Below are 21,675 nucleotides of genomic sequence, written 5' to 3'. Positions count from 1 at the left end.
TGGCTGCTGTTGGGCAGAAACCAATTTCCTTGACACCCGAGTCGCAAGCCTAGGCTCAGAAGGTGTCCGTGTAGCGTGGCGTGCGAGTACCGACTCGCTGCAATGGAACGAACAGCTTGTAGCGGTCCGACCGGTAGAGCGAGACAGAATAGTCGGCCAACCGATCGCCGATGTAGGCGTAGCGCGTGATCTGCAGGAGCGGGAAGCCGGGGTCTACGCCCAAGAGCACCGCTTGCCTCTTGCTGGCTGCAGTGCTTTCCACTTGATCCTCGCCCCATTCAAGCAAGATGCCGTAGCGCTCGTGCAAGGCTTGATATAGCTTGGACGGCGGCTCGCCGTCCACGAAACCCGGCACGAGATCAGCGGGCATATAGTTCTCGTCCAGACTCATGGGAATGCCATCGGCGAGCAGCAGGCGCTTGAACTGGACGACTGCTGTGCCCTCCTCCACCATCAGCTGCGCCGCAAGGCTGGCGTTGGCCTTGATCTCCGCGAATTCGAGTACGTGGGCATCGGGAACCATGCCGCGGCGCATCATGTCCTCGGAGTAGGAGTGCAAGCGGACACGGAGATCCAGTTTCTCGGGCACGACGAAGGTCCCAATTCCGACTACCCGCTTGAGCACCTGTTCATCGACCAGCGCGTCGATGGCTTGCCGGATGGTTTTGCGGGCCACGCCGAAGTGCTCAGCCAGCACGCGTTCGGGTGGCAGCTTGTAGCCGGGTTTGCAGGCTTCGCGCGCATGGGTCTTGAGAATCTCGCGGATCTGCCGGTACTTGCTTTGCTTGCTCTGCGGATCAAGGTGCGCCTGAACGTGTGGCTGCGGTGCGTGGCGCATGCTGCATCTCCTCGAACTGGATATCCCGAGGGCCAATTGCCTTCGAAGAACTGTTATTAAAAGACTAACGGGGTGGCAAGCAAAAGTGCTTGCCACCCCGTCAGGGTTACTGCTTAGTGAGCGTGATCGCCACGGCTGTATTCGTAAACCCAGCCGGTCACACCAACGACGGCCAAGCCGGCGCCGATGAAGAAGACCCACCAGCCGACAGCCAGGCCAAGGAAGCCAACAGCTGCCGCGGATGCCAGGACCAATGGCCACCAGCTCCATGGGGAGAACATTCCGATATCGCCCGCGTTCTCGTGGATTTCGCCATCCACACGGTCCTCCGGGCGGTTGCCAACGCGCTTAGCGGTGAACAGCAAGTAGCCGCCTACCATTGCCGAGAGTCCAACCAGCATGATCAAGGCCAGCAATCCGACCCATTCTTCCCAGTTGGTCATGTAACCGTAGACAATTGCTACCGGGGTGAAGAAGAAGACGCCACCCAGGAAAATCCAGGATTCAACTTTCATCGTTATACGTCCTTCTGGTCAGCCGAGCCGAAGATCTTCGCAACCGGAGTTTCGGGGGTAACCCGTCCGCTCAGTTCCGGGTGGTGCAGATCCAGTGCTGGACGCTCCGAACGGATGCGAGGGATGGAGTGGAAGTTGTGACGTGGTGGAGGGCAAGAGGTTGCCCACTCCAGCGATGCGCCGAAGCCCCATGGATCGTCAACTTCAACCTTCTTGGCGTTTCGGTGGGTTACCCACACGTTCCAGAAGAATGGAATCATCGATGCACCCAGGATGAATGCGAAGACGGTCGATACCTGGTTCATGGTGGTGAAGCCATCTTCAGGCATGTAGTCGGCGTAGCGACGTGGCATGCCCATGACGCCCAGCCAGTGCTGGATCAGGAAAGTGCCGTGGAAGCCGATGAACAGCAACCAGAAGTGGATCTTGCCAAGGCGCTCGTTGAGCATCTTGCCGGTCCACTTTGGCCACCAGAAGTAGAAGCCAGCGAACATCGCGAACACGACGGTACCGAAGACCACGTAGTGGAAGTGGGCCACAACGAAGTAGGTATCCGATACGTGGAAGTCCAGGGACGGAGCCGACAGGATGATGCCGGTCAGGCCGCCGAACAGGAAGGTGATCATGAAGCCCATGCTCCAGAGCATGGGGGTTTCGAAGGTGATCGAGCCGCGCCACAGGGTACCGATCCAGTTGAAGAACTTCACACCGGTTGGAACCGCGATCAGCATGGTCATGAAGCCGAAGAATGGCAGCATGACCGAGCCGGTGACGTACATGTGGTGTGCCCACACGGAAACCGACAGGGCGGCAATTGCGATGGTCGCGAAGACCAGGCCCTTGTAGCCGAAGATCGGCTTGCGGGAAAACACTGGGAAGATCTCAGAGACGATGCCGAAGAACGGCAATGCAATGATGTATACCTCAGGGTGGCCGAAGAACCAGAACAGGTGCTGCCAGAGTACGGCACCGCCATTGTCCGGATCGAAGATGTGAGCGCCGAAGCGGCGGTCTGCACCCAGTGCGAACAGCGCAGCTGCCAGTGGCGGGAAGGCCATCAGGACCAGCAACGAGGTGATCAGGGTGTTCCACGAGAAGATCGACATGCGCCACATGGTCATGCCAGGCGCGCGCAGGCAGATGATGGTGGTGATGAAGTTGACGGCGCCAAGGATGGTACCGAAGCCCGACAGTGCAAGGCCGAAGACCCAGAGGTCGCCGCCGATGCCTGGCGAGAAGGTGGTGTTCGACAGCGGTGCGTACGCGAACCAACCGAAGCTAGCTGCACCCTGAGGGGTGAGGTAGCCGGCCAGGGCGATAATCGAGCCCAGCGAGAAGAACCAGAATGCCAAGGCGTTCAGACGTGGGAAGGCCACATCCGGCGAGCCGATCTGCAGAGGCATCATGACGTTGGCGAAACCAGCGAACAGCGGGGTTGCGAACATCAGGAGCATGACGGTGCCGTGCATGGTGAACAGCTGGTTGTACTGTTCCTTGGTCTGCAGGATCTGCATGCCTGGTTCGAACAGCTCTGCACGAATCAGCAGCGCCATCAGGCCGCCGACGCAGAACAGGATGAACGAGCTGATCAGGTACATGTACCCGATCTTCTTGTGGTCGGTCGAAGTGATGTAGTCGACGAACAGACGACCCTTAGACTTCGGCACTACGGCTGGGGCAATCGACTTTACGTCGTCAGTCGCATATTCAAACGTTGTCATGATTACTCTCCTTCCCCGTGCTCTACTACTACGCCGTTTACAGCATTTGGCTGACGGTCGTATTCTTCACCAATGTGGCCATCTTCCATCTTCGCCAGCTGAGCCTTGAACTCGGACTCGCTGACAACCTCGACGTTGAAGAGCATCTCCGAGTGGTACTCGCCGCAAAGCTCGGCGCACTTGCCGTCGTAGCTGCCTTCAACCTGCGGAGTCAGGTAGATGTAGTTGGTCTTGCCTGGGATCATGTCCAGCTTCTGCAAGAAGGCTGGGACCCAGAAGGAGTGGATGACATCGCGGCTATTGAGCTCAAGGGTTACCGACTTGCCTGCTGGCAGGTACAAGGTTGGCAGTTCTTCGCGAACGCCTTCCGAGCCATCGGTGTTCAAGTGAGCCTGTTCGCCGGCAAAGTACTTCTCGGTGCCCTGGTAGCTGTAGTTGAAGTCCCAGGCCCATTGCTTGGCTCGGACGTCCACTACAACCTCAGAATCAACAGGAGCGTTGATCTGCTTTTCCAGGTTGTTGTTGAAGCTAAAGAAGACTAGAACAAGGACCAAAGGAATGGCCGTGTAGAAGATCTCCAATGGCAGGTTGTAGCTCAGCTGACGCGGGTAACCCGTATCGTTCTTGCGGCGACGGTAGGCAATGACGCACCAGAGCATCAATCCCCAGGTCAATACGCCGATGACAATAACAGCGATCCACGAGTTAACCCAGAAATCCTGGATTGCCCCGGTGTGGTTGGTGGTATCGCGCTCCACGTTTGGGAGCCAACCGCGTTTTGCCTCCGCTGTACATCCCGTCAACAGCAATGCGCCAGTGCCGACTAAAGCCAGTACTTTGGCTTTAGCGGACCCGCGACTGCCGGTTCGGTCTTGCGAACTCACAGACGGCCCTTCCTCTTTGTTGGTGCAGAATGTGGTCTTCATAAGTCACCTCGTGGTTTAAACGAGTTGCACGGTGAGGTGGCTCACGAAGGGAAACATAGTTTTACTACTTAATGTAGAGCTTACCCTCTTTGGGGTCAGAATGCCGAAAAACGCCGCTGTACTAACGAGAAATTTCTTCAACGTTTGAACAGCGGCGTTAGTTCCCTACGGCCTAGTGGAAGGAATCTCCACACGCGCAGGAGCCGGATGCGGCGGGGTTGTCGATGGTGAAGCCCTGCTTCGAGATGGTGTCCTCGAAATCAATGGATGCGCCAGCAAGATAAGGCACGCTCATCTTGTCGACGATGACTTCAACGCCGTCGAAGTCGCGCACAGCGTCGCCTTCGAGCATGCGCTCATCGAAATAAAGCTGGTAGATCAGGCCCGAGCAGCCTCCTGGCTGCACTGCGATGCGGAGACGAAGATCATCCCGACCTTCCTGCTCCAGAAGCGAGCGAACCTTGGCCGCTGCCACGTCGGAAATTTCTACCTCGTGGGTTGGAACCTCGGTTGGGTCGCCCTTGGTCTGGTCAACAGATGCAGTCATGATTTTCCTCCCATACTGCTCGATGCGGTACCAAGCCCCAGATTTGTTCTGGAGCTGGCACCTCTGTTCTTGCTTCTATCCTACGTCGCTACGCTGAAGATTTCTCCCCTTGCGTCTCTCCGTATGACACGCTTCATAGTCCCTCGGCGTTGATCCTTGCCAGCATCAGTGCTTCAGCCTCAATGGCGTGCTGGAAGTCGCCCAGGTGCAGCGACTCGTTGGCTGAATGCGCGCGCGAATCAGGATCCTCGACGCCAGTGACGAGAATCTGGGCCTGCGGGAAGACTTCCAGCAAATCTGCAATGAATGGAATTGATCCACCCAGCCCCATATTCACTGGTACAACACCCCAAGCTTGTTCCAGTGCCCAGCGCGCAGTGTCATTAGCTGAAGCATCCAAATCGGCCTTGTAGGCGTTGCCCGCTTCCGTAGCCACAAATTCAATTTCGGCGCCACGCAGGTCAATGCTCTTGACATGTGATTCAAGGGCCTTGAGCGCGTCGGCCGGGTCCTGCCCTGGCGCCAGCCGCATCGATACCTTGAAGCGAGTTGCCGGCAGCAAGGTATTCGATGAGTGGTCAACGCTTGGGATATCCATTCCAATCACGCTCAGTGCTGGTTTATTCCATAAGCGGTCGGTGATTTTCCCGGATCCAGCGAGCTGGAAGGAATCCAGTACGCCGGAATCCTTGCGGAACTCGGCTTCATCGAAATCGACTTCGGCAGCGTCGTTGGCGACCAATCCCGCAACGGCCACGGAGCCATCGTCATTGTGGAAACTGGAAATCAGCTTGGCAGCCAGGATGGGGCCATCGAGAACTGGGCCGCCGAACATGCCAGAATGGACCGCATGGTTTAGCGAGCGGACGGTGATCTCTGCCGCGCACATGCCGCGCAATGAACTGGTCAGCGCCGGAGTTCCAACTGACCAGTTGGACGAGTCGGCAACGACGATAACGTCTGCCGCCAGCTTTTCCTGATGCGCTTCCAAGAAGTTGCGGAAGGATGGGGAGCCTGCTTCTTCTTCGCCTTCGAAGAAGTAGGTTACGCCAACGCCGAAGTCGCTGACGAGATCCAGCACGGCGCGCATCGCAGCGATGTGCACCATGATGCCCGCCTTGTCGTCGGCGGCGCCGCGTCCGAACAGCCGGTCCCCTACCCTCGTGGCTTCGAAGACCGGGGTATTCCAGTCTGCCTCGTTGCCTGGGGGCTGGACGTCGTGGTGCGCGTAGAGCAGCACGGTCGGCTTCCCGGGGGCCGCCTTGCGCTGCGCGACAACGGCAGGTGCGCCCATAGCGCCATTCTGCGCTGGTTCGCGCAGGATTTCCACGGTCTCCATGCCAGCCGACTTCGCCAATTCGGCAGCGGCAGCAGCTGATTTTTCCAGGTTCTGCGGGTCGAAGGATTCCCATGCGATGCTTGGGATCGCGACTAGGGAGGTGAGCTCTTCGAGGATCTTCTCGAAGTTCGTTTCGATGTGGCTCTTGAGCGCGGCAATATCGACACCGTTAGCAGCGGCGTCGAAGGTAGTATTTTCGGTCATGTCTTCAGCCTAGCAATTCCACGGGTATCGAATGTCACGCCGTTGTCGAATCCCGGCTAAGATGGAGGGGTGTTTGGACGTAAGAAGGATGAACCTCAATCCCCCGTAAATGTGGAGCCTGCTCAGCAGGCCCCGGAATCCACCGACGGCCGCAAGACCGGTCCAACGCCCAAGCGCAGTGCGCAGCAGGCGAACCGGCAACGCCCGTTGGTTCCTACTGATCGCAAGGCCGCGAAAGAGGCTGAACGTCAACGACGCATCGAAGCCCAGAACCGTTTACGCTTGGCGAACGAAACTGGCGATGAACGCTACCTGATGCCGCGCGATAAGGGCGAGCAGAAGCGCTACACCCGGAATTTCATTGACTCCCGCTGGATGTTCGGCGAGTTCATGATGTTCATCATCCTGGCCTTCTTGGTCATCTCGCTGGTATTCCAGAGCAATCTGCAGGTCCAGATGTTCGTGCAGCTGGCCCTGTGGGTCGTGATCGCATTGATCATCGTCGAGGCCATCGTGACTTCCATAATCTTGAAGAAGCGCTTGACTGCCAAGTTCGGCCACATGGAGAAGGGCGTACGCATGTACGCTGCGATGCGCGGCATGCAGTTCCGCAAATTGCGCCTGCCGAAGCCGCAGGTGAAGCGCGGCGAAATTATCGACTAGTCGATCCAGCTAGACCACTGAGGGGCAAGCTCGCATGAGCTTGCCCCTTTTCTAATCGAATTCCTCCATGTGGTACAGGGTTATAACTTTGTGAACGTGAATACAAGAAGAATGGAGATCTTCATCTACCGGGCAGTTCCAGCAGGAAATTTTCCATACAGCCTTGTATCTGGAGGTGAGTCTCGTGCTTGTGGACGTGGATACAAGGATTCCTGGAGCCTGTCGCTCTAAATTGCCAGCTTCTCCCCTGTCTCCCTGGCTCTGGATTCACCACGTGCGCGAGATAGCACACGAGGTCATTGTCGGGCCAGCTTCGCAGTAGCTGAACGAGCTTAAAGCTGTACGGCCCCGATTGTGAAAATCGAGGCCGTACCAGAGTGATGAGGGGCTTGCCGGCCCAACGCTCTAGAGCATGCGCTCCAGATCCTTGTTGATGGAACGTGCCCAGAACGGACCCTCGTAGAGGAATGCAGTGTAGCCCTGCACCAAGTCCGCGCCCGCGTCCAGGCGTTCCTTCACATCCGTGGCATTTTCCACGCCGCCGACGGAAATCAACGCCATTTCGGCAGGAACCAATGAACGCAGCTGGCGAAGAACCTCAAGCGATCGCTGCTTGAGCGGAGCCCCTGATAGTCCGCCGGCACCAATTTCTTCAACTTTGGCGGCATCGCTATTCAAGTTCTCACGACCGATAGTCGTGTTGGTGGCAATGATGCCATCGAGTTCAAGTTCGATGGCCAAGCGCGCGACATCGGCAACGTCCTCATCGCTCAAGTCGGGAGCGATCTTAACCAGCAGCGGGATGTGCCGGCCTGCAACCTTGTCAGCCAGCTGGCCAACTTCCGAAAGCAGCGGGCGAAGAGAATCGACGCTCTGCAGCAGGCGAAGTCCTGGGGTGTTCGGGCTTGAAACGTTCACCACCAGGTAATCCGCGTGGATCGCCAGCTGGCGAGTGGACGACAGGTAATCCGCGACCGCATCCTCCAACTCCACGACCTTGGTCTTGCCGATATTCACGCCAATCACCGGACGGGTTCCAGCGTAATCAGACTTGAGCTCCTGGCGGGCACCGGCGACGCGGGCAGCCACGCGCTCGGCACCTTCATTGTTGAAGCCCATTCGGTTGATAACCGCGCGGTCGTCAACCAGACGGAAAAGCCTTGGTTGCGGATTGCCGGGCTGGGCCTGTCCGGTAACCGTTCCGATTTCAACATGGCCGAAACCTATGTCGCTCAACGCCAAGATGCCGGTGGCTCCCTTGTCGAAACCGGCAGCCAATCCAAATGGCGATGGGAAGTCGATACCCATGACGGTGCGATTCAGTTTGGGTGCCGGGGCGAAGAATTTGCGTGCTGCCTTGGTGAGCCCTGCACGTTGCGCAATCTTGATCGCGTTGAAGGCAAAATGGTGAGCCTGTTCAGGATCCATCTTGGTGAAGACGTGCTTGAAGACCAGTGGGTATATGCGCATAGACCCATTTTCCCGCGAAGAGGCCGAAACAGACAACTTGAGGTGGGTAGTATTCAAGATATGAAGCACTTCGTCGTCCCAGAAAGCAGCAACTGGCCCGACTTCATGTCTTCCACCTGCCCGGGGCAATGGGTTGAAGATCCGCTGGGGCCCGATTTCGAGCACCAAACCCTGGATTTCGGAACCGATGCCGAAGGCCCGGCGGTGGCAACGCTGATTCGGTACCGCCCGGCAGGATTCCGGCAACGTCTCGGGCGCAAGGCGCAGGGAATCGTGCTGAGCGTGCACGGCTGGAGCGACTATTTCTACAACCGTGAACTGGCTGTTTTCTGGCATCACCACGGATACCACTTCTACGCACTGGATCTGCGCAGGCATGGTCGCAGCTTGAGAGCAGAACATGCCTTGCCCGGATACGTTGACGACTTGGCGGACTTCGACGAAGAGCTTGAAGCGACTTTGGAACTGCTGCGCAAGGAGCATCCGGGCCTGCCAGTAGTGGCCCAAGGGCACTCGACCGGCGGACTGATTCTTAGCTTATGGATTGCCCGCCGGCAACCAGAGATCAAGGCTCTGGTGCTGAATGCTCCATGGCTCGAATTCCAGGGAACAGCCTTCTTGCGCATTCCCATTCATGGCCTGATGGAAGCGATCACCCGCACGAATCCGCGCCGGAAGCTCAGCGGGCCAGAATTCGACCATTACTGGCAATCACTGAGTACCGACAGTCACGGCCAGTGGGATGTTCATCGACTGTGGCGGCCAAGAGTCGCTTTTCCGAATACCGCGGGATGGCTGAAAACGATCTTCGATGGCCATGCACTAGTAGCCAAAGGGCTGAAACTCCAGCAGCCGATCTTCGTGCTCACCTCGGACCGGACCCACATCGGCACGACCTACTCCCCCGATATGCAGCATTGCGATTCGGTACTGGACGTTCAGCAGACTCGCCTGCGGGCGATGAAGCTGGGCAGTTTCGTCACCCTGTCCGAAATTCCCGGAGCAATGCACGATGTGTTCACCTCCGCTGAACCGGCCAGAGCCGCGGCGTATCGCGACTTGAGCCTTTGGCTGCGGATGGTGGGCACAGCGCGCTGAACGTCCTACCCCTGGGGCTTGTCGACGGCTCCGCCGTAGCGGCGATCGCGCTTTGCGTATTCTTCCACCGCGGCATACAGCGTCCGCCGGTCGACATCCGGCCACAACTGGTCCAGGAAGACCATCTCCGCGTAGGCCGACTGCCACAGCAGGAAGTTGCTGGTGCGCTGCTCGCCACTGGTCCGCAGGAAGAGATCCACATCTGGGAGTTCTGGCGCATGCAGGTACTTGGCAATGGTCTTTTCGCCAACGGAACTGGCGCGAAGCTTGCCGGCAGCGACATCTTGGGCAATTTGGCTGACTGCGTCGCCAAGTTCTGCCCGACCGCCATAGTTCACGCACATGGTCAGCTGGCATCCCAAGTTGTCCTTGGTCAGCTCTTCGGCTTCTTTGAGCTCGTTGATCACTGACTTCCAGAGCTTGGGCTCCCGGCCCGACCAGCGAATGCGCACGCCCCAAGAATTCAACGTATCGCGTTGGCGGCGCAGGACATCACGCGAAAAGCCCATCAGGAAGCGGACTTCCTCTGGGCTGCGCTTCCAGTTTTCCGTGGAGAACGCATAGACCGAAACATATTTGACACCCAACTCCACGGCGCCTGCCATCACATCGAGCAGCGCGGCTTCGCCTGCACGATGCCCCTCGGTACGCGGCAGTCCGCGCTGGTTGGCCCACCGCCCATTGCCGTCCATGACAATCGCCACGTGCTCAGGGATGAGCTCCTGGGGAATGGCCGGCACCTGTGGATTCTCCGGATGCGCAAAGGGAGCAACGGGGCCTCGGCGGCCGGTGATCTTTGGAAGCTTCTTCAATTTCTCTCCACAAGACGTAGGGAATTCACTGCACGCTCTAGGTGCCATTGCAAGTAATTGGCCACGATATCTGCTGCCTGCTTCCGCGCACGGGGTCCTGCCTGTGCCACGGTGGACCAGTCCCCCTCCAATAGGGCCTGCAGATATTCGATGGTGATGGGGTGCGGGGATAATGACCCGGGAGGGCGGCATTCGGGGCAAACCACGCCGCCAAGCTGGACGTGCAGTGCTTGATGCGGGCCAGGCTTGCCGCAGCGCACGCAATTGGTGAATGACGGTGCCCAACCAGCGACCGACAGCGCCCGCAGAATATAGGAATCGAGCACGGCCCCGGAATCGACCCTCTGCTTGGAGAGCAGCGCGATCGCACCGTGGAAGAGCTGATATTGCTGGAGCGTTGAATCGCTGTCCGTCTCGAGCAGCCTTTCGGCGATCTCCGACATGGCGTTGGCCACCGTATAGCTCGGGTAATCCATGACCAGCAGCTGGCCGTAGGGGTTGCGCAGCTGGGCCTGCGAGACGATATCGAGGTTCCGGCCCATCACCAGCAGGGCATTGACTTCCATGAAAGGTTCCAGCGTTGCGCCCATCCTCGACGACGTCCGGCGTACGCCCTTGGCCACGGCACGGACAATTCCGCTGGGGGTCAGCAGCGTGATGATCCGGTCGGCTTCACCCAGCTTATGGGTGCGCAAGACCAGACCACGGGTGTGGTAGCTCTTGGAAGCGAAACCTGATCTGGACACAGACAGTATTCTCCCACTTCAACTGCCAAAGTTCTGAATCGCTTGAATACCAGGAGTTCCGATTCGCCGGCGGACATGGCAGTTGCACGAGCAAACCGGCATCTACCGGGCCCGAATCCAAAGGGTTCGAGGCACTCCTCGACTTGAACCGGGCAGAAAGGCCGAGAATGCCGTGCAGGACTAAACGCCACGGCCAGCTGAGTGGGCTGGCCGTGGCGTTTTGCTGGCGGCAGGTTCTGCCGGCTGCCTACTTGCTGTCGCGGATTGCGCGGTTGACCGCAGAGACCACGGCCTTCAGCGCCGCGATGTTGGTATTGGTGTCCAGGCCGATGCCCCAGAGGATGCGGTCGCCCACGGCGCATTCGACGAAGGCCGCGGCGCGGGCGTTGCCGCCTTCGCTCATGGCATGCTCGGAGTAGTCCAGCACGCGCAGATCCACGCCATCGTCGTTGAGCAGCTTGACCAGTGCGGAGACCGGACCGTTGCCCTGGGCGCTGCGCTCATGGGCCACGCCGTCGATGATCAGCTTGGTATCCAGGCGGAAGCTGCCATCCTCTGCCGAAGCCGCGGTGGCCGAAGCGATCTGGTAGTAGCCCCACGAGTTCATTCCCGAATCCTCGCTGACCGGCAGGTACTCGTCCTGGAAGACATCCCAGATATGCTGCGAGGAGATCTCGCCGCCCTCGGTATCCGTCTTGCGCTGGATGACGCCGGAGAACTCGATCTGCGCGCGGCGCGGCAGATCCAGGTTGTAGTCGTTCTTCAGCAAGTAGGCCACGCCGCCCTTGCCGGATTGCGAATTGACCCGGATCACTGCTTCGTAGGAGCGGCCGATATCCTTCGGATCGACAGGCAGGTACGGAACAGCCCAGACCAGGTCATTGACGTCCTTGCCTTCAGCCGAAGCCTTGGCTTCCATCGCTTCCAGGCCCTTCTTGATCGCATCCTGGTGCGAGCCGGAGAAGGCGGTGAACACCAGGTCGCCGCCGTACGGGCTGCGCTCGGGCACCGGCAGCTGGTTGCAGTACTCGACGGTGCGGCGGATGTGGTCCATGTCGGAGAAGTCGATCTGCGGGTCCACGCCCTGGCCGAACATGTTCATGCCCAGGGTCACCAGGTCCACGTTGCCGGTGCGTTCGCCGTTGCCGAACAGGCAGCCTTCGATGCGGTCCGCGCCGGCCAGGTAGCCCAGCTCCGCGGCGGCCACGCCGGTGCCGCGGTCGTTGTGCGGGTGCAGCGAGAGGATGATCGAGTCGCGGTTGGCCAGGTTGCGGTGCATCCACTCGATGGAGTCCGCGTACACGTTCGGGGTGGCCATTTCCACGGTGGCCGGCAGGTTCAGGATCATCTTGTTCTCCGGGCTGGCCTCCAGCACTTCGGCGACCGCCTCGGAGATGCGCTTGGCGAATTCCAGCTCGGTGCCGGTGTAGGACTCCGGCGAGTATTCGTAGGTGATCTTGGTGCCGGTCAGCTGTTCCTCGTACTTCTTGCACAGCCGCGCGCCGTTGACGGCGATGTCCACGATGCCGTCCTCGTCCTGGCGGAAGACGACCTCGCGCTGCAGGATCGAGGTGGAGTTGTACAGGTGCACGATGGCCTGCTTGGCGCCTTCCAGCGCCTGGTAGGTGCGCTCGATCAGGTGTTCGCGCGACTGGGTGAGCACCTGGATGGTGACGTCCTCCGGGATGCGGTTCTGCTCGATGAGCTGGCGCACGAAGTCGAAGTCGGTCTGCGAGGCCGATGGGAAGCCGACCTCGATCTCCTTGAAGCCCATCTGCACCAGCAGGTCGAACATCTTGTGCTTGCGTTCGGGGCTCATCGGGTCGATCAGCGCCTGGTTGCCGTCGCGCAGGTCGACTGCGCACCAGCGCGGGGCCTTGGTGATGTACTTGTCAGGCCAGGTGCGATCGGGCAGATTGACCTCGATCTGGTCCTGGAATGGAACATACTTGTGGATTGGCATGTTCGAAGATTTCTGCATGTTCTGCATTTCTTTGGGTCCCCTAGACAAAAATAGTGCTTACTTTGTGGGGCCAGACAAGAGCTACTCCGCGACGAGGGGTCGGCCTGTAGACCACTAGCGGTCCTTTGGATCCTCGCAGCGGCTGAGTAGTAGTAGAAGCTCGAAATGCACGAGATGAGCATAGCACCACGCTGTGCAGGCAGGTGAAACTTGTGTCACCTCCGTGTCACATATTGGACAGGCCGCTGGTGCGCGGCGGTGGACAGGATGATGGCGCCGGCGAAGAATGGGTTCCACCACACCACACGCCAAAGGAGGTTGGTTGATGAGGGCGATTATCGTTGGCGCTGGAATCGCCGGACTGGTCGCGGCCAGGCAATTGGGCTTGGCCGGCTGGGAGGTGCTGGTGCTTGAGCGATCGGATGCCCCTCGCCCGGACGGCTACATGATGGACTTCTTCGGTCCGGGCATTGAAGCGTCCGAGCGCATCGGACTGCTGCCCTATCTCGCCGAGGCCGCCTACCGCGTGCAGGCCGCGCAATATGTGGATCCTCGGGGCAAGCCGACAGCGTCGCTGGATTATTCGAAGTTCTCCGAACTCGCCGGCGGCAGGGTGCTCACCTTGCTGCGCCCGGACATGGAAGCGGCCGCGCGAGCCGCGCTCCAGGATGCCGATCCGTCGCGGGTCCAGCTGCGCTACGGGGTTCATATCGACCAGCTGGACATCCATGGCCAGCGGGCCCAGATCCGCATCAAGGGGCAGAACCAGCCGGAGCTTGCGGATCTGCTGGTCGGGGCCGACGGCATCCATTCAACGGTCCGGGCAAGGTTCTTCGGTCCGGAAGGGGCGTTCCTGCGCCCCTTGGGAATGCGGGCGGCAGCCTTCATCATCCGGGATCCCGAGCTGAACCGGCGCTTCAAGAACCGCTTCGTGCTCACCGATACGGTTGACCGCACCGCGGGAATCTATGGGCTGCGCAGCGACGAGGTGGCATCTTTCCTGGTCTATCGCCATGAACACGGGGCGCCCCTCGGGCCGGCCCGCGATCGGCTGCGCAGCATTTTCGCCGGTTGCGGCGCGCAGGTGGACCGGCTGCTGATGCAATGCCCGGATGACCCCTATGACGATGCCGTCGCGCAGGTAGTGATGGATTCCTGGCATGCCGTCCCGGTGGTGCTGATCGGGGATGCGGCGGCCTCGGTCTCGCTGCTGGCCGGCCAGGGCGGGGCGATGGCCGTGTGCGCCGCGGCCGCCCTGGGCGATGCGGTGGGCAGTGCCACCGAACCGGGGCAGTTGCCGCCCGCCCTCGCACGGTACGAGAAGGCGATGCGGCCGAAGATCGACACGGCCCAGGCTTCGGGGCGGCGTGCGGCCAACAGCTTCCTGCCGCGCAACCAGCTGGCCCTGAGGATGCGGAGATTAATTATCAATTCCACGCGTCTGCCCGGCGTGGATCGGCTGGTGGCCCGCCAGATCGTCAACCGCCTGGCCAAGTAGGAGGCTGCCTATCCAGCGCGTCCCCAAGACCGGCGCGGTCTTGGGGACGAAGTTGGGCGTTGGCCCGGTGCGGCGGCGCGCGGCCTAGAAGCCCAGGCGCCCGAGCTGCTTCGGGTCGCGCTGCCAATCCTTGGCGACCTTCACATGCAGGTCAAGGTAGACCTTGGTGCCCAGCAGCTTCTCGATGCCGCGGCGGGCATTGGTTCCGACCTCGCGCAGCCGCGAACCGCCACGGCCGATGATGATGGCCTTCTGGCTGGAGCGCTCGACGAACAGCGAAACGTGGATGTCGATCAGCGGGTTGTTTTCGCTGCGGCCTTCGCGCGGCACCATTTCCTCGACGACCACTGCCAGCGAGTGCGGCAATTCGTCGCGCACGCCTTCCAGCGCGGCTTCGCGGATCAGCTCGGCAACCATCTTGGCTTCCGGCTCGTCGGTCAGCTCGCCATCCGGGTACAGCGGCGGGCCTGCCGGCAGGTGCTCGACCAGCACATTGGCCACTTCTTCGACCTGGAATTCCTTAACCGCGGAGACTGGCACGATCGCGGCGAACCCCTGTTCGCCGAAGTTCTGCGTGCCCATTTCGGCGACGGCGATCAGCTGCTGCGCGAGCTGCTCGCGGTCCACCAGGTCGGCCTTGGTGACCAGCGCGATGATCGGCTTGCGCTGCAGCTGCGCCAGCTGCGTGGCGATGTAGCGGTCGCCCGGGCCGATCTTCTCGTTGGCCGGGATGCAGAAGCCGATCGCGTCCACCTCGGAGAGGGTCTCGGCGACCAGGTCGTTCAGGCGCTGGCCGAGCAGGGTGCGCGGACGGTGCAGGCCGGGGGTGTCGACCAGGATCAGCTGCGCGTCCTCGCGGTGCACGATGCCGCGGATGGTGTGGCGGGTCGTCTGCGGCTTGGCGGAGGTGATGGCCACCTTCTGGCCCACCAGCGCGTTGGTCAGCGTGGACTTGCCGGCGTTCGGGCGGCCCACGAAGGAGGTGAAGCCGGAGCGGAAGCCCTCGGGCCATCCGCTGGAGGCGAGCAGGTTCTGGTTTTCACTCATCTGAGGAATCCTCGTCGTTCTCAATATGGTCGGATGCGTCTGTTTCCAGGCGCTCTACATGGATTTTGCCGATACGGTTGCGGCGGCCGGCGAGGGCCACCACGGTCAGGCGCAGGCCGTGCACATCAGCGGTGGAACCGAGTACCGGCACCGATTCCAGGGCCTTGGAGAGCAGGCCGGCGACGGTATCGACGTCCTCTTCCTCAATGTGCATGCCGAAGTGGTCGGCCACATCGTCAATGGATGCGGCGGCCACGGCGAAGATCGAACCGTCGGGGTTCTCGATCAGTTCGGCCCGGGAACGATCATACTCGTCGTCGATCTCGCCCACGATTTCCTCGAGCAGGTCCTCGAGGGTCACCAGGCCCGCGGTGCCGCCGTATTCGTCGATGACGACTGCCAGGTGGATGGACTCCTGCTGCAGTTCCTGCATCAGCTCTGCCGCGGACTTCGATTCGGGAACGAAGCGGACCTTGCGCGCCAGGTCGGCCAGGGACTGCGCCTGCTGCAGGCCGTGGATCTCGCGGATCAGGTCCTTGAGGTAGATGATGCCCTGAATGTCATCGGTATCCTCGCCGATCAGCGGGATGCGGGAGAAGCCGGAGGCGATGAACAGGTCCATGGCGCTGTGGAATGAATGGTCAGCGTCCAGCACCACCATGTCGGTGCGCGGCACCATCACCGAGCGGACGCTGGTCTCCTCCAGGTCGATCACCGAGGAGATCAGTTCGGCCGATTCCTCGTCCAGATCCTCGCCTTCGGAGGCGCGATCCACCAGATCGCGCAGGCGTTCCTTGCCCAGGTAGCCTTCGCCGTCCGCGCCGCCGGGGCTCAGCGCCTTGGCGATGGATGCCAGCCAGTTGGTGACCGGACCCAGGACCAAGCGCAGGAAGCGAACCAGTGTGGCCGTGGACTGAACGACCGTCTGCGCGTTGGAGCGCCCATAGCGCCGCGGGGACACGCTGACCAGGACGAAGCCCAGGGCAGCCATGGCAATCGTCGAGATCATCCCGATCAGCCACACATTCTCGATCCACTGCGAAACGAGCAGGGCCACGGCGACCGCCGAAGCGGTCTCGAACCAGATGCGCCAGAACTTCACCGCCTGGGCATGGCTTTCTGCCTCATCCAGGATCGCGGAAAGCGCCTTGGAGTTCGATTCGGCGCGCAGGCGTTCGGCCGCGTGCCGGGATAACGCATAGAAGGCCGAGTCGACCGCGGTCAGCACTGCCGAGAAGGCCATGAAAACCAGGGCCAGGACCAGCAAGACGATTTCCACCGGGCTATTCCACCGTTTCCTTCGGTGCTGGGCGGCCGGTGTAGGACTCCAGCAGCTTGCGCTGCAGTGCGAACATCTCTTCCTTTTCTGCTGGTTCCATGTGGTCGAAGCCCATCAGGTGCAGCAGGCCGTGGGTGGTCAGCAGCAGGATCTCGTCGTGCGTGCTGTGCCCGCCGGCCTTGGCCTGCGCTTCGGCGACCGAAGGGCAGATCACGATGTCGCCAAGGATGCCGTTCTCCCCTGGCGCGCCGGCGGTGCCGGGACGCAGCTCATCCATCGGGAAGCTCATTACGTCGGTAGGGCCTTCGAGGTCCATCCACTCGACATGCAGGGCGCTCATGGCGTCCTCGTCGATGAAAACGATGGACACTTCGGTTTCCGGGTGCAGGAACATGGCCCGCATCACCGATTCGGCCAAGGCGTTGACGTCCTTGAGATCGACGTCGTACTCGGTTTCGTTATTTACTTCGATGCTCATTTGCTGCGGCGTCCCCGGTTGTGTTCTTTGCGTCGGGTGTCATCCCAACGGTCGTAGGCTGTGACGATGTCGGCAATCAGGCGGTGGCGCACCACATCCGAAGAGTCGAGCCGGCAGATCCTGATGTCGTCGATGCCGTCGAGGACATCGCTGGCCATGCGCAACCCGGAGGTGGCATTGTTCGGCAGATCCACCTGGGTGACATCGCCGGTCACTACCATCTTCGAGCCGAACCCCAGGCGGGTGAGGAACATCTTCATCTGCTCGGTGGTGGTGTTCTGCGCTTCGTCCAGGATCACGAAGGCGTCATTGAGCGTGCGGCCGCGCATATAGGCCAGCGGAGCGACCTCGATGGTTCCGGCTTCCAGCAGCTGCGGAATGGTTTCCGGATTGACCATGTCGTGCAGGGCGTCGTAGAGCGGACGCAGGTACGGGTCGATCTTCTCGGTCAACGAGCCGGGCAAGAAGCCCAGCTTCTCCCCCGCCTCAACCGCAGGACGGGTCAGGATGATGCGGTTGACCTGCTTGTCCTGCAGGGCGGCGACGGCCATGGCCATGGCCAGGAAGGTCTTTCCGGTGCCGGCCGGGCCGATGCCGAAGGTGATGGTCGAATCCTCGATGGCGTCGACATAGCTCTTCTGGTTCACGGTCTTGGGCCGGATGGAGCGTCCGCGTCCCGAGAGGATCTTCAAGCCCAGGACGTCGGTGGGCGCATCCGGGTTGCCGGCGCTGAGCATCTTGATGATCTGCTCGATGGTTTCGGCGCTCATGCGCGAGCCGCGGGTGGCCAGCGACCGCGCTTCCTCGGTGACTCGCTGGGCCTTGCGGACTTGCTGCGGGTCGCCGACCAGGGCCAGGGCTTGGCCGTTGGGGCGGAAGCTGACCTGCGGGTAGGCCCCGGAGAGGATCCGCAATAGCTCGTCATTGGGGCCCAGCGTGGCAATCATGAGCTCAGCCGTATCAAAACTGATGGTGAGCGACGCGGATCCGTTCTCCGTTGTCGCTTTATTCTGTTCAACCTGCATGCAGTGCGCGGCGCCCCTTTGCGAGCTTCGTAGTGTTCGAGAATTGTTGTGCTTGCCATTCTATCGAGTCGCAGGCCAATCCGGAGAAAATTCAGGTCTCAGCGTAAGCAGGAATACCTGAAAGTACTCTTGAATGATGCTAATAAGAGCAAGTGGTGAACATATAGATTTGATTACGGATTAGTAAGTTGGGGCATTTTTAGCCAGTTAGCCGCCTCGAATATGGCAAGCTTGAGAGCGGTTCCGCAACTGCCGCGGACCGAAACAGCAATAAATCACCACGGATTGGTTCGCAGTGCAATCAAGGATCTTGCGGAAGATTCCACGTCGATTCGGCGTTTTGGGAATCACCGCCGCTCTCGTCGTCGCCGCAGGCTGCGGTTTGACGAATCGCGAGAGCTCCTATGAGATGCCTTCGACCCCCGCGGCCGCATCGCTGAACCTGCCGAGCGCCACCGACGCTGGCGAGGATGTCGGCATGGCCGCCAGCCTGCCGGTCTACTGGCTGGAAAACACGGACACCGGCGTGTACCTGTACCGCGAATACATCCAGGACACCCGCCATCAGGAACCCATTGGTGATGCGATCTGGACGCTGCTCACGGCAGACCCGATGAAGCCGAAGCGCTATACCCACCTGAAGCCAACCGATGAAATCGGCGTTTCCATCAGCAACGCGAATGTCATCACGTTGGATCTTCCGGCCAAGGTGTTCAGCGCCCGCCTGGATCAGGGACTTTCCGAACGGGCCATCCAGCAGCTCGTGTTCACCGCCACGGCAGCCGCCGCCAACTCTGGCCTGGTTGTCGGCGACACCGCCCCAACGGTCCGCATCCTGGTGGACGGACAAGCCAACGCAACGGTCTTCGACGGCTTCCGGCTCAAGGATGTCTACGCACGCGATGCCGAGTTCATTGCACCGATCTGGATTATTGATCCGCAATTCGGCGCAACCTTGAAAAGCGGCTCGATCAAGATCAATGGCCGAACCACGCAGTTCGACATCGGCACCTTCTACTCCCTGCAGCGCAAGGACGCCGACGGCAAGCTCACGGTGATCACCGCCCAGAAGCAGGTCAATCCCGGACAGATCAAGGACGACGGTTCCTTCACCCTGACCACCGATCTGCGTGCAGGATCCTACCGGCTGACTTTCTGGGGACTTGAAACCGGATCAGAGCATCTGGCCGGCAAGGTCATCAGCGACTTCCGCGTCGAGTAGCGTACCGCCACTGTTGCCGGCCGGTTCCCGGTTTCCTGCAACGGCCTGACGTGGTTGCAAAAGACCTCGAAAGGCAACGATCCCTGTCCCGCGAACAGCAACTAATGGCGCGATAGCGCCGAATTTTCCCGCTTCAGGCTGCCCGCGAAACTGACTTCACAACCATGGGATGCGCTGCGGCGAACGAAGATCCTGCGCGTCGAGCCGGATGGCAGTCGCCTGGGCCATGCCAGGTCGAGGTGCAAGAAACTTGCGTGCCCGCGAAAAGCAGAAGTGCTCCGCACAAGCCGAGCGCGCAGGCGCACCCTAGGCTTGCACGGAGCACTTTCGATGCTCGCAAGATTGCATGAAGCTAGATCTCGCCGATCAGATGGCGGATCAAGACTAGTGCCGACGGACCGGCGGTCGAAGCGCGCAGCACGTGCTGGCCGAGCAGGGCTGCATGCGCACCCGCATCCACGAAGGACTGCAGCTCCGCGTCCGAGATGCCGCCTTCCGGACCGACGATCATGATGACCTCCTGGCCGGCCTGCGCCTCGGCGAGCCACGACTGCACGTGCCGCGCGACCGAATCCACAGCCTGCTCATGCAGGACCAGCACCAGAGCGCCGCGATCGGCATCAGCGGCAATGGCCTTGGCCAGTTCCTTGGAACCCATCGGGTCCAATACCTCTGGCTCATAGGCGCGGCGCGACTGCTTCTGCGCAGAACGCACCTGCGCACGCCACTTGGCCATGGCCTTCTCGACCTTCGCCGCGTTCCAGCGCACGATCGACCGGTCGGCCTGCCAGGGGCGCACAGCCAGGGCGCCAAGCTCGACGGCGGCCTCAACGGCCTGCAGGTCGCGGTCACCCTTGGACAGGGCCTGGACCAGGGTGACCGGGTGGTCGCTGACGGCTTCCTCGGTGCGCCGCAGGACCTTGACGCGCAGCAGGTCCTTGGCGGTGGCGACGACCTCCACGGTCAGGCGCAGCCCCTTGCCATCGAGCAGGTCCAGGTGCTCGCCGGCGGCGGCCCGCTTGACGGTGACCGCGTGGTGCGCCTCGGGGCCGTCCAATTCAAGGAAGTCCCCGACCGAGGCATCCTGGCCCTGCTGGGCGTCGATGACGAAGCTGTGGTTGCTCATGGCCTAGCGCTGGTTCAGCTTGTCGCGCAGGCGGGAGAACATGCCGCCGGAATGCTCGACACGGCCGGCCGTCATTTCCTCGCCACGCAGCTTGGCCAGCTGCTCGAGCAGCTCGCGCTGCGCAGAGTCCAGCTTTGTCGGGGTCTCCACCTGCAGGTGCACGATGATGTCCCCGCGCTTGCCTCCGCGCAGGCGCGGCACGCCGAGGCCCGGCAGGGTCACGGTGTCGCCATCCTGGGCGCCCGGCTCGACATTGATGGCCTGCTCACCGTCGAAGGTTTCCAGCTTCAGCTCGCAGCCCAGGGCCGCGGCGGTCATCGGCAGGCTCATCTTGGCGTGCAGGTCGGTGCCGGAGCGTTCGAACACCTTGTGGCGGCGCACGTCGACCTCGACGAACAGGTTGCCGTTCGGGCCGCCGCCCGGGCCGGCCTCGCCCTGGCCGCGCAGCTGGATGCGGGTGCCGGAATCGACGCCTGCAGGAACGTTCAGCGACTTGGAGACATGCTCGCGCACGCGGCCTTCGCCGTTGCACTCCAGGCAAGGGTCCGGGATGGTGGTGCCGAAACCGCGGCAGGCGGCGCAGGTTTCCACGGTCATCATCTGGCCCAGGAAGGAACGCACCGGACGCTGCACCTGGCCTGCGCCATGGCAGATGTCGCAGGTGACCGGGCTGGTGCCCTCGCGGGTGCACGAGCCGTTGCAAGTCTTGCAGGTGACGGCGGTTTCCATCTCCAGCGGGTACACGGTGCCCTTGACCGCGTCCTCCAGGTCGATGGTGATGGTGATCAGCGCGTCGCGGCCCGGCTGGGTGCGCGATGCCGGGCCCTGGGCCTGGCCGCCCCCGAAGAACTGCTCGAAGATGTCGCCGAAGCCGCCAAAGCCCTGGCCGCCGCCGCCGAAGCCCGGGTGGCCGTTGCCGTTCTCATCGCCGGTGGCGTCGTAGTTGGCGCGCTTGGTCTGGTCGGAAAGGACTTCGTAGGCGCGGGTGACCAGCTTGAACTGCTCTGCAGCTTCATCGCTCGGGTTCACATCCGGGTGCAGCTTACGTGCCAGCTTCCGGTAGGCACTCTTGATTTCCTGCGGGGTCGCGTCCTTGGCTACACCCAGGGTCTCGTAATGCGAGCTCACGTTATTCGCCGTGTCCTTTCCTAAGACTCT

At 61.2% G+C, this 21,675-nt stretch carries 20 protein-coding genes; 4 read left to right on the top strand and 16 right to left on the bottom strand.

Annotated features, from left to right (window positions below):
• Positions 1-55 precede the first annotated feature (55 nt).
• From BKX98_RS04250 to BKX98_RS04225, 6 genes are all read right to left on the bottom strand, one after another.
• Positions 56-838: a GntR family transcriptional regulator gene (locus BKX98_RS04250; protein WP_038991078.1), complete on the bottom strand. Its 783-nt coding sequence runs from the start codon at positions 836-838 to the stop codon at positions 56-58.
• Positions 839-951: 113 nt separating this feature from the next.
• Positions 952-1,353 carry a cytochrome c oxidase subunit 4 gene (locus BKX98_RS04245; protein WP_038991079.1) on the bottom strand — a complete coding sequence of 134 codons (402 nt, stop codon included), beginning with the start codon at positions 1,351-1,353 and terminating at the stop codon, positions 952-954.
• A 2-nt stretch (positions 1,354-1,355) separates the two neighbouring features.
• Positions 1,356-3,074: a cytochrome c oxidase subunit I gene (ctaD, locus tag BKX98_RS04240; protein WP_073706236.1), complete on the bottom strand. Its 1,719-nt coding sequence runs from the start codon at positions 3,072-3,074 to the stop codon at positions 1,356-1,358.
• Between the two features lie 2 nt (positions 3,075-3,076).
• On the bottom strand, positions 3,077-4,000 hold the full coding sequence (gene coxB / locus BKX98_RS04235; RefSeq protein ID WP_223308954.1) for a cytochrome c oxidase subunit II: 924 nt from the start codon (positions 3,998-4,000) through the stop codon (positions 3,077-3,079).
• A 172-nt stretch (positions 4,001-4,172) separates the two neighbouring features.
• Entirely contained in the window at positions 4,173-4,547 is a 375-nt protein-coding gene (locus tag BKX98_RS04230) for an iron-sulfur cluster assembly accessory protein (RefSeq protein ID WP_038991082.1), read from the bottom strand.
• 133 nt (positions 4,548-4,680) lie between these two features.
• Entirely contained in the window at positions 4,681-6,090 is a 1,410-nt protein-coding gene (locus BKX98_RS04225) for a M20/M25/M40 family metallo-hydrolase (RefSeq protein WP_073706235.1), read from the bottom strand.
• A gap of 69 nt (positions 6,091-6,159) precedes the next feature.
• Here BKX98_RS04225 and BKX98_RS04220 point away from each other — a divergent pair, with 69 nt between their 5' ends.
• Positions 6,160-6,753 carry a DUF3043 domain-containing protein gene (locus tag BKX98_RS04220; RefSeq protein WP_038991084.1) on the top strand — a complete coding sequence of 198 codons (594 nt, stop codon included), beginning with the start codon at positions 6,160-6,162 and terminating at the stop codon, positions 6,751-6,753.
• Positions 6,754-7,158: 405 nt separating this feature from the next.
• Here the strand turns inward: BKX98_RS04220 and BKX98_RS04215 are convergent, their stop codons facing one another.
• Positions 7,159-8,223 (bottom strand): quinone-dependent dihydroorotate dehydrogenase, encoded by a 1,065-nt coding sequence (locus tag BKX98_RS04215; RefSeq protein WP_073706234.1) that lies wholly within the window; start codon positions 8,221-8,223, stop codon positions 7,159-7,161.
• Between BKX98_RS04215 and BKX98_RS04210 the strand changes: the two genes are divergently transcribed.
• Positions 8,158-9,321 carry an alpha/beta hydrolase gene (locus BKX98_RS04210; RefSeq protein WP_083586608.1) on the top strand — a complete coding sequence of 388 codons (1,164 nt, stop codon included), beginning with the start codon at positions 8,158-8,160 and terminating at the stop codon, positions 9,319-9,321. The genes BKX98_RS04215 and BKX98_RS04210 overlap by 66 nt on opposite strands.
• Positions 9,322-9,326: 5 nt before the next feature.
• Here the strand turns inward: BKX98_RS04210 and BKX98_RS04205 are convergent, their stop codons facing one another.
• From BKX98_RS04205 to leuA, 3 genes are all read right to left on the bottom strand, one after another.
• Entirely contained in the window at positions 9,327-10,133 is an 807-nt protein-coding gene (locus BKX98_RS04205) for an isoprenyl transferase (RefSeq protein WP_073706233.1), read from the bottom strand.
• Positions 10,130-10,879, bottom strand: a complete 750-nt coding sequence (gene recO / locus BKX98_RS04200) for a DNA repair protein RecO (protein WP_073706232.1) — start codon at positions 10,877-10,879, stop codon at positions 10,130-10,132. The genes BKX98_RS04205 and recO overlap by 4 nt, the downstream gene beginning before the upstream one ends.
• 247 nt (positions 10,880-11,126) lie before the next feature.
• The gene (gene leuA / locus BKX98_RS04195; protein WP_073706231.1) at positions 11,127-12,869 is read right to left on the bottom strand and encodes a 2-isopropylmalate synthase; all 1,743 of its coding nucleotides are present in this window, start codon (positions 12,867-12,869) and stop codon (positions 11,127-11,129) included.
• 298 nt (positions 12,870-13,167) lie between these two features.
• On the opposite strand from leuA, the gene BKX98_RS04190 reads away from it, so the two are divergent.
• Positions 13,168-14,340, top strand: a complete 1,173-nt coding sequence (locus BKX98_RS04190; protein WP_073706230.1) for an FAD-dependent monooxygenase — start codon at positions 13,168-13,170, stop codon at positions 14,338-14,340.
• A gap of 84 nt (positions 14,341-14,424) precedes the next feature.
• Here BKX98_RS04190 and era read toward each other — a convergent pair whose 3' ends face one another.
• The 4 genes from era to BKX98_RS04170 are packed head-to-tail and all read right to left on the bottom strand — an operon-like array spanning position 14,425 to position 18,169.
• Entirely contained in the window at positions 14,425-15,387 is a 963-nt protein-coding gene (era, locus tag BKX98_RS04185) for a GTPase Era (RefSeq protein WP_073706229.1), read from the bottom strand.
• A complete protein-coding gene (locus tag BKX98_RS04180) occupies positions 15,380-16,666 on the bottom strand; it encodes a hemolysin family protein (RefSeq protein ID WP_038991090.1) in 1,287 nt (428 codons plus the stop codon). The genes era and BKX98_RS04180 overlap by 8 nt, the downstream gene beginning before the upstream one ends.
• 4 nt (positions 16,667-16,670) lie before the next feature.
• On the bottom strand, positions 16,671-17,144 hold the full coding sequence (ybeY, locus tag BKX98_RS04175) for an rRNA maturation RNase YbeY (RefSeq protein ID WP_038991091.1): 474 nt from the start codon (positions 17,142-17,144) through the stop codon (positions 16,671-16,673).
• Positions 17,141-18,169: a PhoH family protein gene (locus tag BKX98_RS04170; protein ID WP_073706228.1), complete on the bottom strand. Its 1,029-nt coding sequence runs from the start codon at positions 18,167-18,169 to the stop codon at positions 17,141-17,143. The genes ybeY and BKX98_RS04170 overlap by 4 nt, the downstream gene beginning before the upstream one ends.
• Before the next feature lie 310 nt (positions 18,170-18,479).
• Between BKX98_RS04170 and BKX98_RS04165 the strand changes: the two genes are divergently transcribed.
• Entirely contained in the window at positions 18,480-19,391 is a 912-nt protein-coding gene (locus BKX98_RS04165; RefSeq protein WP_141355314.1) for a GerMN domain-containing protein, read from the top strand.
• A 352-nt stretch (positions 19,392-19,743) separates the two neighbouring features.
• On the opposite strand, the gene BKX98_RS04160 is transcribed toward BKX98_RS04165, so the two are convergent.
• Together BKX98_RS04160 and dnaJ are read right to left on the bottom strand one after the other, a co-directional pair.
• On the bottom strand, positions 19,744-20,517 hold the full coding sequence (locus tag BKX98_RS04160; protein ID WP_073706227.1) for a 16S rRNA (uracil(1498)-N(3))-methyltransferase: 774 nt from the start codon (positions 20,515-20,517) through the stop codon (positions 19,744-19,746).
• Between the two features lie 3 nt (positions 20,518-20,520).
• Positions 20,521-21,645 (bottom strand): molecular chaperone DnaJ, encoded by a 1,125-nt coding sequence (gene dnaJ, locus BKX98_RS04155; RefSeq protein WP_038991094.1) that lies wholly within the window; start codon positions 21,643-21,645, stop codon positions 20,521-20,523.
• Positions 21,646-21,675 lie beyond the last annotated feature (30 nt).

The organism is Glutamicibacter sp. 0426 (assembly GCF_001906485.1).
GTDB classification, from domain to species: domain Bacteria; phylum Actinomycetota; class Actinomycetes; order Actinomycetales; family Micrococcaceae; genus Glutamicibacter; species Glutamicibacter nicotianae.
This window is presented reverse-complemented; position numbering and strand designations above follow the sequence as displayed.